Raw genomic sequence first — 16,819 nt, 5'->3', positions numbered from 1 at the left:
ATAGCAAAAGTACGAAGAACAATTTGAATGCCTGGGGTCCTCCCCGGGTATTTTTATTTTTGTAATTTTTGCAGCATAAATCAGCAGCTGTGTACTGATATCGATATCAATTGGCTTTTAAAAAAGAGGATCGTTTTTCTTAGCCTTCATTTTTAAATCATAATCCCACTAAAATTTGCATAAGTTGTGATGAAGAAGATTTATGAATGTTTTGATTCGAAAGCTGTATAGGCAGTACGTTTTCACAGGAGGGGGAAACAGTGAAAATCCACATTGTTCAAAAAGGCGATACACTATGGAAAATTGCTCAAAAATATGGAGTCGATTTCCAGGAGTTAAAAAAGTTGAATTCCCAATTGAGCAATCCTGATCTTATTATGCCAGGAATGAAAATAAAAATTCCAACTGGCGATGTGCCAATTAAAAAGGAAGTGAAACATGAATTAAAGAAAGAAGTGCCAAAAGTAGCTTTTAAAAAGGAAGCAAAGGAACATCCTTTTGCAGAGGAAAAACCTGTTGCTCCTATTGAGACGGAGGAACCGGAAGCAAAGGAGAAGCCGTCTAAACCATATGTGCCTCCCGTTCCAAAAGTTTATCAGCCTTACTATCCGAAAAAAACTGATGTAAGCAATTATTTTATGCTCAATATGCCGATGATGAATATCCATGAAGAAGCGGAAAAGGCTCCAACGCATCCCTATGCTTCAAAAGATTCCAAACCGCAGCTTCCGAAAAAGCCTGAAAATGTGTTTCATGAAGTTTTGGATAAAGGAGAAGAAAGTAAAGAGGAGGACAACAAAGATATGACGAATCCGCAATTTTCGAATGTCAATCCATATTATGGGGCCCAATGGCAGCCTTATTACGCGCCTGTCTGGCCAAACATTCCGAACCCTGCCCCGAATCAATTTGTAAGCCCACAACAATATGACGAAGATTTTAATGATGATGAAGAATATGATGAAGCGTATGGTTACGAAAACGTTGCACCTAATATCCCGCCCAATATTCCACCTAATGTTGCACCTAACATTCCGCCAAACGTTTCACCAATACAATACAGTCCGCAACCCGTAGTTCCATATGTACCATATCCTGTTCTTTGTCCACCGTTTCCATTCTTAGGATGCCATCCGGTATCTCCTGTATATCCAGGATCAGGATTGGCGCCGACACCTTATGCTGCACCTTATGGAATACCGCACGGTCAATGGGTAAGCCCGGAGGCGGCGGAAAATCAAGAATTTGCAGAGAATATACCTCATACTGGAGCTTTTCCGAGTCATCAGGATGACTGCGGCTGCGGAGGTCCTGTACCTTATGGATATCGAGCGGCTCCATTTGTACCATATGGAATACCGCATTACCCTTATGCTGTGCCTTACTATGATTATAACCAGTTCGTTGCACCGCAAGATGAAGAAGATGAAGATTAATTTTATTGGAGACGATGATAAAAATCGTCTCTTTTTTCTTTGAAAATTTCATGACATGATTTATTTTTCGTAAAACACAATATGATACAATGGATAATAAAAAGAAATGATGCTAAGGAAGGTGCATGACATAATGCAGGAAAAAATTGCAAAACTAATCGAATGGCTTCAAAATCAAGTAAAAAACGCAGGATTAAACGGTGCAATTGTCGGAATAAGCGGGGGAATTGATTCCGCCGTAGTTGCTCATCTCATTAAGCGAGCGTTTCCTGAGCATTCGCTTGGCCTAATCATGCCATGTAAAAGCAATCCGAAAGATCAAGAAGATGCTTTAAAAGTAGTGAAAAGCTGCAACATTGATTATATGGTGATCGACTTGACCGAAACTCATGAAACGCTTTTTCACGCCATTCAAAAAAATATTCAAGCTAAAAACGATTGGAATGAAGAAGCATCAAGATTAGGCGACGCGAATACGCGCGCGCGGCTCAGAATGACAACATTATACGCTGTGGCAAACAATTATCGTTACATGGTTGTTGGCACTGATAATGCAGCTGAATGGTATACGGGCTATTTTACGAAATACGGAGACGGCGGTGTAGACCTTGTTCCTCTTGTACATTTTACAAAAGGCGAAGTAAGGGAAATGGCAAAAATTTTAGGAGTTCCGGATGAAATTATTAATAAAGCTCCAAGCGCCGGTTTGTGGGAAGGACAAACGGATGAAAACGAAATGGGAACAACATATGATATGATTGACAAATTTTTAAAGGGAGAGGAAATTCCTGAGAAAGATAAAGAAATCATTGAAGCGCTGCATAGACGTTCTGAGCATAAACGAAATTTAGCGGCAGCACCGCCAAAATTTTAATTAATTGCCGGGAACTAACAGCAATAAACCTCCCCTGATAGAACAAGCTATTGATGAGCTATTATGCTCAAATTGTTTTTCAGGGGGTTTTTTCATTGAGAAAATCAGTTTCCGCAGCTATTGCCCTTTCTTTTATGACAATTGGTCTTGCGGCGTGCAACAACAATAATGGTGCATTGGATGACCGTGATCGAAATGGTGCAGCACCAATTGGCTACTATTCAGCTGATCGGGATCGCAATTTTGATTACGTTGATAATGATGGACCGATCACTGAAATGTTTGACGGCGGAATGGATGACAATGACATGCTCCGCGATGCAAATGACCGCAATAGAGACCGCTCGCTGACAGTGAACGATAGAAGAAACAACGGCTTCCAAAGAAGCGATGTCAATTATCATAATCATTTACGGGATGTGGGCTCGAATAATGCTCAATTAGCCGAACGAATTTCTGATCAGGTAAGCCGGCTGAAAAACGTGCAGGATGTTGATACGCTCGTAACAAATGACAGGGTTGTAGTAGCGATCAATACAACTGATCGAAACGAACAGAATGTAAAAAATCGAGCCAAACGAGTTGTATCAAGACTGGCTGGAAATAAAAGCATCCATATTGTAACAGACGAGGAAACTTTTACTCGCGTGCGAAACATTAATAATAACTTGAATAACGGTACGGATGTTGGGGAAGATATCCAACGTCTATTCAATGATATTGGAGAAGCTGTAACAGAGCCTTTTGACGGAAATAACCGCTAACGAGACAGGGAGAACTCCTCCCTGTTTCTTTTGTGAAGAACAATTTTTCCCGCTAAATAAAATATGTTATATTAAAAATCGAGATTTGTTTATGAGAGGGGATTTTTAGAATGGCAGGACATTCTAAATGGAAAAATATTCAAAGAAGAAAAAATGCCCAAGATGCGAAGCGGGGCAAAATTTTTATGAAATTGGCAAAAGAAATTTATGTTGCGGCTAAACAAGGCGGAGGAGATCCTGACGCGAATCCGAGCCTCAGACTTGCCATTGACAAGGCTAAAGCTGCCAACATGCCGAACGATAATATAGAACGAGCAATTAAAAAAGCGACCGGCAGCCAAGATGGAGCCAACTATGAAGAAATTACATATGAAGGATATGGCCCCGGCGGTGTCGCTGTAATGGTAAAATGTCTGACGGACAATAAAAACCGTACAGCAACAAGTGTTCGCACTGCCTTTAATAAAAACGGAGGAAACTTAGGAGAAACTGGTTGTGTATCCTATATGTTCGAACGAAAGGGATATATTGTTATTGAAGGTAACGGAATTGAAGAGGATGACTTGTTTCTTGAAGCAATTGACGCTGGAGCAGAAGAATTAGAAGCGTCAGGTGGTGAGGCGTTTGAAATTTATACCGCTCCTGAAAATTTGAATAATGTAAAAACCGCTTTAGAAGAAAAAGGATATAAACTGGAAACAGCGGAAATCACATGGATTCCTCAAACGTACACGCAACTAGATGAAACAACAGCTGAAAAAATGTACAAATTAATCGATGTCCTTGAAGATGACGACGATGTCCAAGAAGTCTTCCATAATATGCAGGAAGATGAGTGATTGAAAATTTGTTGATATTAACGATTTAAAAAATCTAACAGCCGAAAAAAAATGAAATTGTTAAGTTATCCATTTTACTTTTTCTAATTGAAACGTATTAATATACAAGCATGCCATGATATACAAGGTAGTTTCCATAATATGTAATAAGATGAAGAATCAGGACTAAGGGTTAAAACTTCTCATGATGGCTACAATAAATAAAAACAAATGTGTTATAAGTTCAGGAGTGGTGGCATGTGAAAAAGGTATTTTGCCTCTTTTGTTATACTTTGATGATCTTAGCTTTTTGTCATTTCCATCCTGAAGCATCTTTCGCAAATGCGAATCATCATTCCTCGACAGTTGAAGTCATCTTGAGAAGAGTTTATCTTGATGGCGAAGTGAGCGAAGAGGTCAAAACAGAACATCTTCATTCTATCGCAGATGTAATTGCGAAATATCAAGATTGGCAGGTTGTTCGTCAGGATGGAGACGAAATTGTCTTTCAAAAGCAAATTGATGACCTCTCTCCTTTATTAAAAACAAATGGTTTTTTCGGTATTATGGAAGACGGGACTTTGTCGATTTTTAACGGGAAGCCTGACGCAGACAATGAAGTCATTCAGTCTTTTTTTCAGATCGATATAAAAAAACTGGAAAGCTATCGCCACCTGCAACTAAAAAGAGGAATTCCCGTAAAAAATAAAGAGAATTATTTAAATGTCATCAATACCTTTAAAGCTTATTCTGCTGATGAATTCAAATAAAAGGACCGATGCTTTTTGCATCGGTTTATTTTTGCAGTTCTATCCCTGACGGAGCGAGTTCTTTATGTTAAAATAGGTTAAGTGATGAGAGGTGAACGCAGTGATTGAGTTTATCCGCGGAGTTGTAGATCATATATCAATAGATTCAATTGTGATCGATCGGAACGGAATCGGCTTTCAAATTTTCACTCCCAATCCTTTCAGCTATCAAAAACATATCAAAAAAGAAGTGACAGTTTATACATATCAATATGTAAGGGAGGATCTCCTCGCTCTGTACGGATTTTCAAGCCGTGAAGAAAAGACTCTCTTTTCCAAGCTTTTAAACGTAACAGGAATCGGTCCGAAGGGTGCTCTGGCGATCCTGGCTTATGGGGATGCAAAGCAAGTAGTGGAGGCCATTGAAAATGAAGATGAAGCATTTTTAGTAAAATTTCCTGGTGTTGGAAAGAAAACAGCGAGGCAAATCATCTTAGATTTAAAAGGGAAGCTCGTCGAATTCGTTTCAGAACCGTCTTCCAACATGTTAGCTAATCATGTACAAACAAACCAAAAACATAGCAATCATTCGCTTATGGAAGCGATCGATGCACTGAAAGTTTTAGGATACAGTGAGAAAGAGATAGCAAAAATCAAGCCGTCATTGGAAGGTGAATCGCTCTCAACTGATCAATATGTGAAAAAAGCATTGAAACTGCTTTTGAAATAAGGTGATAGCAATGGAGGAAAGAATTGTTGCAGGCGAAGCTGAAGCGGGAGAAAAAGATTTTGAATTCAGCCTTCGTCCTCAATCTTTCGATCAATATATCGGTCAATCAAAGATTAAGGAAAACTTAAAAATATTTATTGAAGCGGCAAAGCTTAGAGAAGAAACGTTGGATCATGTTCTTTTATATGGACCTCCAGGGCTCGGGAAAACAACACTTGCAACGATTATCGCAAATGAGATGGGGACGAATATCCGCCATACTTCAGGGCCCGCGATTGAACGGCCGGGAGAATTAGCGGCTATTCTCACTTCTTTAGAACCGGGGGATGTTTTATTTATTGATGAAATTCACCGGCTACATCGTTCGATCGAAGAAGTCTTGTACCCAGCGATGGAAGATTTTTGTATAGATATCGTCATTGGAAAAGGATCAAGCGCCCGCACGCTCAGGTTGGATCTGCCACCGTTTACACTTGTTGGTGCAACAACTAGAGTCGGCTTATTAACTGCTCCTTTAAGGGATCGATTTGGTGTGTTAAGCCGCTTGGAATATTATCAAGAGCACGAGCTCTCAAAGATAGTCAAACGAACGGCCAATCTGTTAAATATCGAGATTGAAGAGGAGGCAGCCGTTGAAATAGCCAGAAGATCGCGGGGAACGCCAAGAATTGCGAACAGACTTCTTAAAAGGGTCAGGGATTTTGCGCAAGTGCTCGGATTTGAAAAAATCAGCGCCCATCTTGCTGAAGACGCCTTGGAGCGTTTGCAAGTGGATAAACTTGGATTGGATCATATCGATCATAAACTTCTTTTAGGGATCATTGAAAAATTCCAAGGAGGACCCGTTGGAATTGAGACCATTTCAGCGACAATCGGTGAAGAAGCGCACACAATTGAAGATGTTTATGAACCGTATTTATTGCAAATCGGTTTTATTCGGCGAACACCGAGGGGAAGAATAGTAACAGATCTTGTGTATAAACATTTTCAAATGGAGGTGCCGAAAAGATGACGGAATTTCCAAAGCTATTGATGGTGCTTGGCGGTATTTTGCTTTTTATCGGCTTATTTATGCAAGTTGTCGGAAGACTGCCAGGAGATATCGTAGTAAAAAAAGGAAATTTCACCTTCTTCTTTCCGATTGTCACATGCATTGTCATTAGTTTGCTTTTAACGTTCATTTTTTCTTTTTTAGGACGGTTTAAATAATGGACAGAAGCTAGGTGAACAGGATGAATATCGAATTATTTGACTTCGAATTGCCAGAGGAACTGATTGCCCAAACTCCGTTGAAGGAGAGGGATGCTTCAAGATTAATGATTGTTGATAAAAAAAGCGGAGATATTACGCACAGCAGATTTAAAAGCTTAATTGAGTATGTATCTCCGGGTGATTGCCTTGTTTTAAATGATACGCGGGTCATGCCGGCCAGATTGTACGGGGTGAAAGAAGAAACCGGGGCCAAAGTGGAAGTTTTATTGCTAAAAGAAAAAGAAGGGAATGTTTGGGAAACCCTTGTAAAACCTTCAAAGCGAGTCAAAGTAGGGACAACATTAAATTTCGGAAACGGCCTTTTAAAAGGAACATGTGTAGGAACTCTTGAACACGGCGGTAGAATCATTGAATTTCAATATGAAGGCATTTTTTTGGAAATTTTGGATCAGCTTGGGGAAATGCCATTGCCGCCATACATTAAAGAGCAGCTTGATAATAAAGAACGATATCAAACCGTTTATTCCCGAGAAATTGGTTCAGCAGCTGCACCGACTGCAGGTTTGCATTTCACGGATGAAATACTCGAAAATATAAAAAATAAAGGGATTCATATCGCTTTTATAACGCTGCATGTTGGGCTTGGGACATTTCGTCCAGTCAGCAGCACAAACATTACAGAACATAAAATGCATGCGGAATTTTATCAAATGACAGAGGGAACGGCCCGCTTATTAAATGAAGTAAGAGAAAAGGGAGGACGTATTATCGCAGTCGGTACGACTTCAACAAGAACGCTGGAAACAATTGCTGGAAAACATGAAGGCAAATTTGTCGAAGAAAGCGGTTGGACAGACATTTTTATTTATCCGGGCTACAATTTTAAAGGAATAGACGGACTCGTTACAAATTTTCATCTTCCTAAGTCTTCTCTGATCATGCTTGTCAGTGCGCTGGCTGGAAGAGAAACAATTCTTCGTGCGTATGAGGAGGCTATAAAGGAAAAATACCGTTTTTTCAGCTTTGGAGATGCCATGCTGATTATTTGAAGCAGAATAGAGGTACACTGAATAAAGGAGGGGCTTTCATTGAATAAGCCACCTATTCGATATGAATTGATCAAAACATGCAAACAAACAGGCGCCCGCCTTGGAATCGTACATACACCTCACGGTTCGTTTGAAACTCCGGTGTTTATGCCTGTAGGAACATTAGCGACCGTCAAAACTATGTCACCGGAGGAATTAAAAGAAATTGGCGCAAAAATCATTTTGAGCAATACATACCATTTATGGCTCAGACCAGGGGAAGATATCGTTAAGGAGGCAGGAGGTCTCCATTCTTTTATGAATTGGGATGGAGCGATTTTAACCGACTCCGGCGGATTTCAAGTGTTCAGCTTAAGCGAATTCCGGCGAATTGAAGAAGAGGGAGTATATTTTCGCAATCATTTAAACGGGGACAAGCTGTTTTTATCTCCAGAAAAAGCAACTGAAATCCAAAATGCTCTCGGATCAGATATTATAATGGCATTTGACGAATGCCCGCCTTACCCGGCATCATTTGATTATATGAAACAATCTGTAGAACGAACCTCCAGATGGGCTGAACGCTGTCTAGCAGCTCACAAAAGAGAAAATGAACAAGGGATGTTTGGAATTGTACAAGGCGGCGAATATGAAAACTTGCGGAAGCAAAGCGCACGCGATCTTGTCTCGCTTGATTTTTCGGGATATGCGGTTGGTGGTCTTTCTGTCGGTGAACCGAAAGAAGTGATGAATCGTGTGCTAGAATTTACCGTGCCTTTATTGCCAAGCGACAAACCTCGTTATTTGATGGGGGTCGGTTCTCCAGATTCACTGATAGATGGAGCGATTCGGGGCATTGATATGTTTGATTGCGTGCTTCCTACTAGAATTGCGCGCAACGGCACCTTAATGACATCAACAGGTCGGCTTGTCGTAAAAAATGCGAAATATGCGCGCGATTTCGGTCCATTGGATGAATCTTGTGATTGCTACGTTTGCCGAAATTATTCACGTGCTTATATCAGACATTTAATTAAAAGCAATGAAACATTTGGGATTCGATTAACATCTTACCATAATCTCTATTTTTTGATAAAATTAATGGAGCAGATTAGGGAATCAATCCGTGAAGACCGTTTAGGAGATTTCCGAGAAGAATTTTTTGAACGGTACGGATTCAATAAACCAAATGCGAAAAACTTTTAATGCTTAGAAAGGGGTGAAGAAATGTCAGAGAATTTTGTAGCAACAGTGCTGCCTTTTGTGCTGATGATTGCTATTTTTTACTTTTTGTTGATCAGACCTCAGCAAAAAAGGCAAAAGCAAATCCGTGACATGCAGGCAAACTTGAAGAAGGGTGATAAAATCGTAACGATTGGCGGTTTGCATGGGACGGTTGATTCATTGGATGAAGATAAAATCGTCATCCGTACGGGAGACGGCTCCCGCTTAACTTTTGACCGAAATGCTGTGAGAGAAGTCGTAGAACAATCATAGTTCTACAAAAAACAGGGCTGACTTAAATGTCAGCCTTTTTCTTTTTAAGCCTGCCGTTTTGGCGACGAAATATTGACACCCAGCATTCCTCCAACTATTGAAGTGATTAAAAATCCACCGTGATATAATAGCGATTCTAGCGAAAGCGTTTTTCCGTAACCTAAAAATTGAAACAACAACACAATTCCCGTGTAAGCGACCGCTGTCGCACCGCCTAAAAGCCACCCTTTTTCTTTACCTTTTCCGCCAGCTATAAAACCTCCGATAAAAACGGCTAAAAAACTTATAGATGTGATGACCCAAAAGAGCGAATCTTCTGTTAAACTAGTAAATCGTAATAAAATAGATAAAAGAAAACTGGAAATCAAAGCAATGATCAAAATGGTAAAAACACCGTAAAATACAGCTTTCCCCCACCGCTTTGCTTCAATCATCCATTCATCTCCTCCCATGTTCACCCGTACAAGGGTAATCACTTTTATACAAGCATATTCATAAAAAAAAGATTTAGAATTAAAATTGCCAGATCAGGGTGAAAGGAATGAAACGGATAGATTTTAACGATTTTTCTGCATCGGAATAAAGATTGCTATATACGGACCGATTAGGGGAATTCGCTTTACTTCTTCCTTTTCGACTAGTCGAAAGATGATGAGAAACAGACTGTAAATAACTGTTGTGATCATGCATGCATACATTAACTTTGGCAGCAAATGCAGTTGTTCCAATAAGATATCGTAAATATGATAGGAGATCCAACCTGTTAAAAATATGGCTGCAAAAGATAGAACATAGTCTCTTAAATAAATTGTGAACTTAAACACTTTCAGCACCGTTGCATAATGAAGAAGAGTAACGATCATAAACCCGCTTATAATGGCAAGAGCTGCGCCGATAATGCCGAGCTCAGGCCTAGTTGCGAAAACAAAAATGAGCGCTGTTTTTAAAATGGAACCGATTAAACTGTTGGTCATCGCTGCTTTTGCTAAATTTAATGCTTGCAATGCTGCTTGCAGTGGACCTTGGAAATAATAAAAGATGAAAAAAGGAGCCATAACTTTCACATAGATGGCAGATTGAGCATTTCCATACATAAAGATCATGATCGGTTCAGCGTACACGTATAAAATAACAACTGCTAGTCCGCCTGTAACAAGCGAGAGCCTTAAAGCTTGCCTCAGCCGATATTCTGCTAATCGAATCCTTTTTTGGGCAATCGCTTCGCTTAATGCGGGCACTAATGATGTTGACAGCGAAAAAGTGATGAAAGAGGGAAGCATTAATAAAGGAAGCGCATACCCCGTCAATTCCCCATATTGTTTTGTAGCTAAAGATGAATGAACGCCGGCGATCAGTAAACTGTGTGAAACAACGATCGGTTCGAGAAACCATGAAATGTTGCCGATAAATCGGCTGCCGGTTGTCGGCAGGGCAATTTTCATGAGCTGACTGAATGTTTCTTTTCCCTTTTTTAACGAACGGAAAAACGATTTTCTCACTCGAATTTGCTTTTTGAAACGGAACGCTATTAGTAAGTAAAGTAAGGAAGCAAGTTCTCCAATTGCTGCCGCAACAAAGGCGCCAGCGGCTGCATATTCGATTCCGTAAGGCAGCATAGCTTTTGTACAAACGGCGATAAAGGCGATTCTGACCGCTTGCTCAAGCACCTGGGAGAATGCCGCAGGCGTCATGTTTTGTTTTCCTTGAAAGTAGCCTCTCAAAACAGAGGATACAGCAATAATAGGAATAACAGGAGTGATGGAAATCAAAGGAAAGAATGTTCTTGGGTCTGTAAGCAATGTTTCAGAAATATATGAGGCGGAAAACAACACAAGCGGTGCGATGATAATGCTTAAACTGCACGTAATTGTTAAAGATACAACCAGTATTTTTTTAACCTTTTTGCTGTCTCCTTTTGCATCCGCTTCCGCGACCAGCTTGGAGATGGCAACCGGCAAACCGAGCTGTGTAGCTGCTGCGACAAGGCCAAACGTAGGCATCGCCATCATGTAGAGGCCAACCCCTTCTTCTCCAATCATTCTGGCTATGACAATTCGATTAATAAAACCGAGAATTCTTGTGATGAGGCCTGCCGTCATTAAAATGAGCATTCCTTTTAAAAAGGTTTGCTTCGGCATTTTTCTCCCTGCCTTCTCAAAAAACTTGATATCATATACAATTACTATATGCAGACTCGAAGTACAGGCATGACAACCTTTTAAGAAAGGAGCATAAAAGTGGAGAACTATTCGGTAGATGCCTATCGCAAGTATTTAAGGCCGTTTTTGAAAAGCAAGCTCGAAGAATTCCGGCTGTATGGATACGATAAAATGACAGAGGATGAATTGTGGGTTTTTTTGAAAAGAAAAAAATGGAAAAAAATTGAGGGTGTCAGAGTACATCGGTTAGTAGAAGGGATTATGTCAGTGAAAGTGTCCGATTTCATGAATTATACGACCATTGAGTTTATGAAAGATGCAAAATGGTTAGATAGTAAAGAAGGACAAGAAATATTAAAAGAATTAACCTAAAGATGATAAGGCGATGTTTCGCACATAAGCTTGAGGAGGATCAACATGGCAAAAAAAGGCCGAATTATATCATTTTTTATCATTGTTTTCGCCCTTTTAGGTTTGACTGGCGCAACGGCAAAACCAATCGTAGAAGGCATTACGCTTGGTCTTGATTTAAAAGGCGGCTTTGAAGTTTTATATGAAGTGAAGCCGGTAAATAAAGGAGATAAAATTGACCGTCAAGCCCTTTTAAGTGCAGTTGAAGCGTTGGACAAAAGGGCGAATGCACTCGGAGTGAGCGAACCAAATATCCAAATAGAAGGAAATGACCGAATTCGCGTTCAGCTTGCAGGCGTGAAGGATCAGACTGAAGCTCGGAAAATTTTGTCGACGCAGGCAGAGCTGACCTTTCGTGATGTCAATGACAAAGAATTACTAAACGGTTCAGACTTAGTGCAAGGCGGTGCCAAGCAATCATTTGACCAAAACGGTAAACCGAACGTTGTCGTTGAGCTAAAGGATGCGAAAAAATTTAAAGAAGTGACAGAAAAAATAGTAAAAATGGCGCCTGAAAATAAGCTGATCATATGGCTTGATTGGGAAGAAGGCGACTCGTATAAAAAAGAAGCAGCCAAAGCGAATCCGAAATTTTTGTCCGATCCGTACGTAAATGAAGTGTTTGATACAACTACGGTCACGATTGAAGGACAGTTTACGGTAGAAGAAGCGCAGCAATTAGCGAGTTTGCTGAATGCTGGAGCATTGCCAGTGAAGCTGCACGAAATTTATTCAACTTCTGTCGGGGCAAAATATGGGGAACAAGCGATGCAATCAACCATTTATGCGGGTTACGTCGGCGTAGCTCTCATTATGCTGTTCATGATCTTTTACTATCGCTTGCCGGGATTGGTCGCATCTATCACGCTTGTTTCATACATATACCTCATTTTAGTTGTGTACAATTGGATGCATGCGGTGCTTACATTGCCGGGGATCGCCGCACTTATTTTAGGGGTTGGGATGGCAGTTGACGCGAACATTATTACAGCCGAACGAATAAAGGATGAATTAAAGCTTGGAAAAAGTGTCCGATCTGCTTTTAAAGCAGGAAACAAAAGATCGCTCTTGACCATTTTTGATGCCAATATTACGACAATACTTGCAGCTGTTGTTTTGTTTATTTTTGGGACAAGCTCTGTAAAAGGCTTTGCGACAATGCTCATTGTCAGCATTATTATATCCTTCCTTACGGCGATTTATTTAAGCAGATTGCTGCTCGGATTGCTCGTGGAGAGCCGGGCATTTGACAAAAAGCCGCATTGGTTTGGCGTGAGGAAAAGCGATATTTTGGATATTACAAAAACGAATAAAGATACCGATGTCCCAACTCGCTTTGATCATATTGATTTTGTTAAACATCGGAAAAAGTTTTTCGTTTTATCTAGTGTTTTAATTGTCGCAGGCATCATCCTCCTCTTTGTTGCTAAATTGAATCTAAGCATCGATTTTACGAGCGGAACGCGGGTCGAACTGGCGACAAATGAGCCGCTATCGGCTGATACAATCGAAAAAGAATTCAAATCAATCGGCCTGGAGCCTGATGAAATTGTATTATCTGGTAATGACAAAAGCACAGCAGTTGTACGATTTGTAGGCGCATTTGATAAAGAAACGATTTCAAATGTAAAAGAACATTTCACAGAGCTGTATGGGATAGAGCCAAATATAAGCACGGTTTCGCCAACAGTCGGAAAAGAGCTGGCGCGAAATGCTCTCATCGGTGTTGCAATTGCTTCCATTGGGATTATCATATATGTATCCATCCGCTTTGAATTTTATATGGCGCTTGCAGCTGTGCTTGCCCTATTGCACGATGCCTTTTTTATCATTTCCTTTTTCAGCATCACCCGTCTTGAAGTAGACATTACATTTATCGCGGCCGTGTTGACGATTATTGGTTACTCGATCAACGATACGATTGTTACGTTTGACCGTATAAAAGAAAACATGGGAAAAGCGAAAAAAATAAAAACATTTGAGCAGCTTGCGGAAATTGTCAACAAAAGCTTGCGGCAAACCTTTACAAGATCGATTAACACCGTTTTAACCGTGATCTTTGCTGTTGTCGCTCTCATTTTATTCGGAAGCTCGTCCATTTTAAATTTCTCGATTGCTTTGTTGGTTGGATTGATCGCAGGCGTTTATTCCTCTTTGTTTATCGCTAGCCAGCTTTGGCTCGTTTGGAAATGGAAGCAAATTGAAAAACGTTCTGTAAAAGAAAACTAGTGAATAGCCGCTGTAAAAGTTCGAAGGGGCTGTCCAAAAAGTCAGGGTTAACTGACTTTTTGGGGCTCCTTCATTTTAGGGATTTATCGGACAGACTATTTTTCCTATCTTGTGTTTAGGGGCTGTCTTTGAAAGTCAAATCGCCATTGAAAACAAAAAATCATAAACACCGATATATCAACGTTTCTAAAACATTAATGGGGGCGTCAATAAGCCGTAAAAACGACTTATTAGACATCTCCCTTTTCTTATGCTCTCTTTCTTCATTACGTTCTCCAAAAGTTTTATAACGGACATTCAGCGCATACAATTTATTCCAGTTGGACTTCATTGCCTTTATGAAGGACATTTACAAATTTTATTCGATTATTTTTGTCCTTCACAATGTATTTCTCCAAACTCCTTCATTTTAGGAACTCATCGGACAGCCCCTCTCTTTCTTATGAAGAAACATAACCTTGAAAATAGTGTTTGAAAACATTTCATTTCGTTCTGTATAATAGGAGAAGTTGAGGGGTGAAATTATGCTGAGATCTAAATTTCGTTGGAATCGTTTATATAGGGATGAGTCCAACGAAGAGGCTGTTCGAGCATTAATCGACTCTTTGAATATTACATATTTGACTGCTCGATTACTTGTGAATCGCGGCATTCAAAATGTTGAAGAAGCAAAAGAGTTTTTACATATAAAGGAACCTTCATTTCATGATCCTTTTTTGTTGGATGGGATGGAGCGGGCATGTGAGCGTATTTTTGCAGCAATCCGCGCTGGTGAAAAGATTGTCGTATACGGTGATTATGATGCGGACGGCGTTTCCAGCACTGCCGTCCTGTTGATGGCATTAAAGGAATTGGGGGCAAACGTCGATTTTTACATACCGAATCGATTTTCAGAAGGATACGGGCCAAACGAACATGCTTTCCGAATGATTCATGAAAAAGGATGCAGGCTGATTATAACAGTTGATACCGGCATCGCGGCAATCAATGAAGCGGATTTAGCCAAAAGGCTTGGAATCGACCTCATTATCACAGACCATCATGAACCGGGGCCTGTTTTGCCTGATGCGTATGCGATCATTCATCCGAAATTGCCAAATTCAACATATCCTTTTAAGGAGCTGGCAGGTGTAGGCGTTGCTTTTAAAATGGCCCATGCCCTTTATGGCAAGGTTCCAGAATCTCTGATAGAGATCGCAGCCATTGGAACAATTGCTGATTTAGTACCTCTATACGGAGAAAATCGGCTTCTTGCGAAAAAAGGGATTGAAAAATTAAAAACGACGACAAGACCTGGCATAAATTCGCTTCTTTCCATTGCTGGAGTGGACAAATCTTCCGTAAATGAGGAAACGATAGGATTTGTTTTAGGACCGAGAATCAATGCGGCAGGGAGGCTGAAAGAAGCCGATCCTGCCGTTGAATTGTTGTTGACAGATGATGAAGAAAAAGCTGATATGCTTGCTAAGGAAATCGCTCAATTAAATAAACAAAGGCAGAAGCTTGTACAAGAGATAACGGACGAAGCGATTAAGGAAATTGAAAAAAATTTTCCAATCGAAGACAATCCTGTTTTAGTCGTCGCAAAAGAAAACTGGAATTCTGGAGTGATCGGAATCGTTGCTTCCAGATTGGTCGAAAAATTTTACCGTCCTGCCATCGTGTTGAGCATTGATCGTGAGACAGGTCTTGCCAAAGGGTCTGCGCGAAGCATTCAAGGGTTTGATCTATTTAAAAACTTATCGGAATGCAGGGAGCTTCTCCCTCATTTTGGAGGCCATACGATGGCTGCTGGCATGACGCTGAAAGCAGAGCATATTGACGAGCTGCGCCAAAAAATGATCGATCTTGCAAATAGCCAGCTTTCAGATGAAGATTTTATTCCTGTAAAAAACATTGAATGTGCCTGTTCATTGGAGCATGTCACAATAAAAGCAGTCGAAGAGCTGGAGAAGCTTGCCCCTTTCGGAGTCGATAATCCGAAGCCGCTCTTTTTACTAGAAAATGTCAATGCGGCAGATGTTAGAAAAATTGGGGTAAACGGAAATCATTTGAAAATGAAGATTGAGGAGAAGGAATTTGAATTAGATGTCGTCGGCTTTGGACAGGGAGAATTGGCAGAAGAAATATCTCCTTTCGCAAACGTTTCTATTGTCGGTGAGCTTGCGATCAACGAATGGAATTATGTAAAAAAGCCGCAGCTATTGCTTCAAGACCTTGCCGTGCCAGCGTGGCAGCTTTTTGATTGGCGAGGTTCAAGAGGAACGGAGGCTTTGCTCTCTAAACTTCCTGCTGAAAAACGATTGCTGATCGCCTTTCATGAAGAATCTATAAAATTATATAAAGATCAACCGTACATTCATGAAATTCATATAATATCAGAAATAAAGGATTACAAAAATATAGATGTTTCCAATAAGTATGTTGTATTTCTCGATATGCCCCCGGCAATCGAATTTCTTGTTTCAGCATTTGAGCAAGGAATGCCTGAAAGAATTTATGCTATTTTTTATCAGCATGCAGACCACTTTTTTCAAACAATGCCGACAAGAGAGCATTTTAAATGGTATTACGCATTCTTAACGAAAAAAAATTCTTTCGATTACAAAAAATATGGGGAAGATTTAGCCAAATACCGTGGCTGGACGAAAGAAACGATCTTTTTTATGACAAAGGTGTTTTTTGAACTTGAATTTGTTACAATAAACAATGGTGTGATTACATTAAACAAAAAGGTGAAAAAACGGGATTTATCAGAATCCGGGACATATCAGCAGAAGCTGGATCAAATGAAACTGGAACAGCAGCTTCTCTATTCTTCTTATCAAGAACTGAAGGAATGGTTTGAAAAGGCAGTCTTGAAACGAGATGCCGATAAATTTTTACAAGTTCATGAATGGTAAACAACCGAG

At 40.2% G+C, this 16,819-nt stretch carries 15 protein-coding genes and 1 pseudogene; 14 read left to right on the top strand and 2 right to left on the bottom strand.

Features of this window, described 5'->3' with window-relative positions; all coding sequences use genetic code 11:
- Positions 1–260 precede the first annotated feature (260 nt).
- From safA to yajC, 11 genes and pseudogenes are all read left to right on the top strand, one after another.
- Positions 261–408, top strand: a pseudogene (gene safA, locus NSR00_RS18065) (SafA/ExsA family spore coat assembly protein); the annotation flags it as partial.
- 1,161 nt (positions 409–1,569) lie between these two features.
- Complete coding sequence (gene nadE / locus NSR00_RS08025) at positions 1,570–2,310, top strand: NAD(+) synthase (protein ID WP_130156071.1); 741 nt, start codon at positions 1,570–1,572, stop codon at positions 2,308–2,310.
- Positions 2,311–2,405: 95 nt separating this feature from the next.
- A complete protein-coding gene (locus NSR00_RS08020; RefSeq protein ID WP_066249549.1) occupies positions 2,406–3,074 on the top strand; it encodes a YhcN/YlaJ family sporulation lipoprotein in 669 nt (222 codons plus the stop codon).
- 110 nt (positions 3,075–3,184) lie between these two features.
- Complete coding sequence (locus tag NSR00_RS08015; protein ID WP_340788033.1) at positions 3,185–3,913, top strand: YebC/PmpR family DNA-binding transcriptional regulator; 729 nt, start codon at positions 3,185–3,187, stop codon at positions 3,911–3,913.
- 239 nt (positions 3,914–4,152) lie between these two features.
- Positions 4,153–4,662 carry a BofC C-terminal domain-containing protein gene (locus NSR00_RS08010; protein WP_340788030.1) on the top strand — a complete coding sequence of 170 codons (510 nt, stop codon included), beginning with the start codon at positions 4,153–4,155 and terminating at the stop codon, positions 4,660–4,662.
- A gap of 100 nt (positions 4,663–4,762) precedes the next feature.
- Positions 4,763–5,371 (top strand): Holliday junction branch migration protein RuvA, encoded by a 609-nt coding sequence (gene ruvA, locus NSR00_RS08005; protein ID WP_340788029.1) that lies wholly within the window; start codon positions 4,763–4,765, stop codon positions 5,369–5,371.
- A gap of 10 nt (positions 5,372–5,381) precedes the next feature.
- Positions 5,382–6,383, top strand: coding sequence for a Holliday junction branch migration DNA helicase RuvB (ruvB, locus tag NSR00_RS08000; protein ID WP_339210158.1), 1,002 nt, complete (start codon positions 5,382–5,384; stop codon positions 6,381–6,383).
- The gene (locus NSR00_RS07995) at positions 6,380–6,580 is read left to right on the top strand and encodes a DUF2905 domain-containing protein (protein WP_063387970.1); all 201 of its coding nucleotides are present in this window, start codon (positions 6,380–6,382) and stop codon (positions 6,578–6,580) included. The genes ruvB and NSR00_RS07995 overlap by 4 nt, the downstream gene beginning before the upstream one ends.
- A gap of 23 nt (positions 6,581–6,603) precedes the next feature.
- Positions 6,604–7,632, top strand: coding sequence for a tRNA preQ1(34) S-adenosylmethionine ribosyltransferase-isomerase QueA (gene queA / locus NSR00_RS07990; RefSeq protein ID WP_340788026.1), 1,029 nt, complete (start codon positions 6,604–6,606; stop codon positions 7,630–7,632).
- A 39-nt stretch (positions 7,633–7,671) separates the two neighbouring features.
- Positions 7,672–8,817: a tRNA guanosine(34) transglycosylase Tgt gene (tgt, locus tag NSR00_RS07985; protein WP_063387972.1), complete on the top strand. Its 1,146-nt coding sequence runs from the start codon at positions 7,672–7,674 to the stop codon at positions 8,815–8,817.
- A 21-nt stretch (positions 8,818–8,838) separates the two neighbouring features.
- A complete protein-coding gene (gene yajC, locus NSR00_RS07980; protein ID WP_063387973.1) occupies positions 8,839–9,108 on the top strand; it encodes a preprotein translocase subunit YajC in 270 nt (89 codons plus the stop codon).
- A 44-nt stretch (positions 9,109–9,152) separates the two neighbouring features.
- Here the strand turns inward: yajC and NSR00_RS07975 are convergent, their stop codons facing one another.
- Positions 9,153–9,542 carry a TIGR04086 family membrane protein gene (locus NSR00_RS07975; RefSeq protein WP_066249537.1) on the bottom strand — a complete coding sequence of 130 codons (390 nt, stop codon included), beginning with the start codon at positions 9,540–9,542 and terminating at the stop codon, positions 9,153–9,155.
- A gap of 123 nt (positions 9,543–9,665) precedes the next feature.
- Positions 9,666–11,246: a stage V sporulation protein B gene (gene spoVB, locus NSR00_RS07970; protein ID WP_094246274.1), complete on the bottom strand. Its 1,581-nt coding sequence runs from the start codon at positions 11,244–11,246 to the stop codon at positions 9,666–9,668.
- A 99-nt stretch (positions 11,247–11,345) separates the two neighbouring features.
- Between spoVB and NSR00_RS07965 the strand changes: the two genes are divergently transcribed.
- The 3 genes from NSR00_RS07965 (at position 11,346) to recJ (ending at position 16,810) form a co-directional block, all read left to right on the top strand.
- Positions 11,346–11,639, top strand: coding sequence for a post-transcriptional regulator (locus tag NSR00_RS07965; RefSeq protein ID WP_094246273.1), 294 nt, complete (start codon positions 11,346–11,348; stop codon positions 11,637–11,639).
- 45 nt (positions 11,640–11,684) lie between these two features.
- Positions 11,685–13,907, top strand: coding sequence for a protein translocase subunit SecDF (gene secDF / locus NSR00_RS07960; RefSeq protein WP_340788020.1), 2,223 nt, complete (start codon positions 11,685–11,687; stop codon positions 13,905–13,907).
- 524 nt (positions 13,908–14,431) lie between these two features.
- Positions 14,432–16,810 (top strand): single-stranded-DNA-specific exonuclease RecJ, encoded by a 2,379-nt coding sequence (recJ, locus tag NSR00_RS07955; RefSeq protein ID WP_340788016.1) that lies wholly within the window; start codon positions 14,432–14,434, stop codon positions 16,808–16,810.
- The last annotated feature ends 9 nt before the right edge of the window (positions 16,811–16,819 follow it).

Origin of the sequence: Aeribacillus sp. FSL K6-8394 (assembly GCF_038008865.1) — a bacterium.
Classification (GTDB): domain Bacteria; phylum Bacillota; class Bacilli; order Bacillales; family Aeribacillaceae; genus Aeribacillus; species Aeribacillus composti.
Note: the sequence above shows the minus strand (reverse complement) of the source record. Positions and strands in the feature narration are given on the sequence as shown.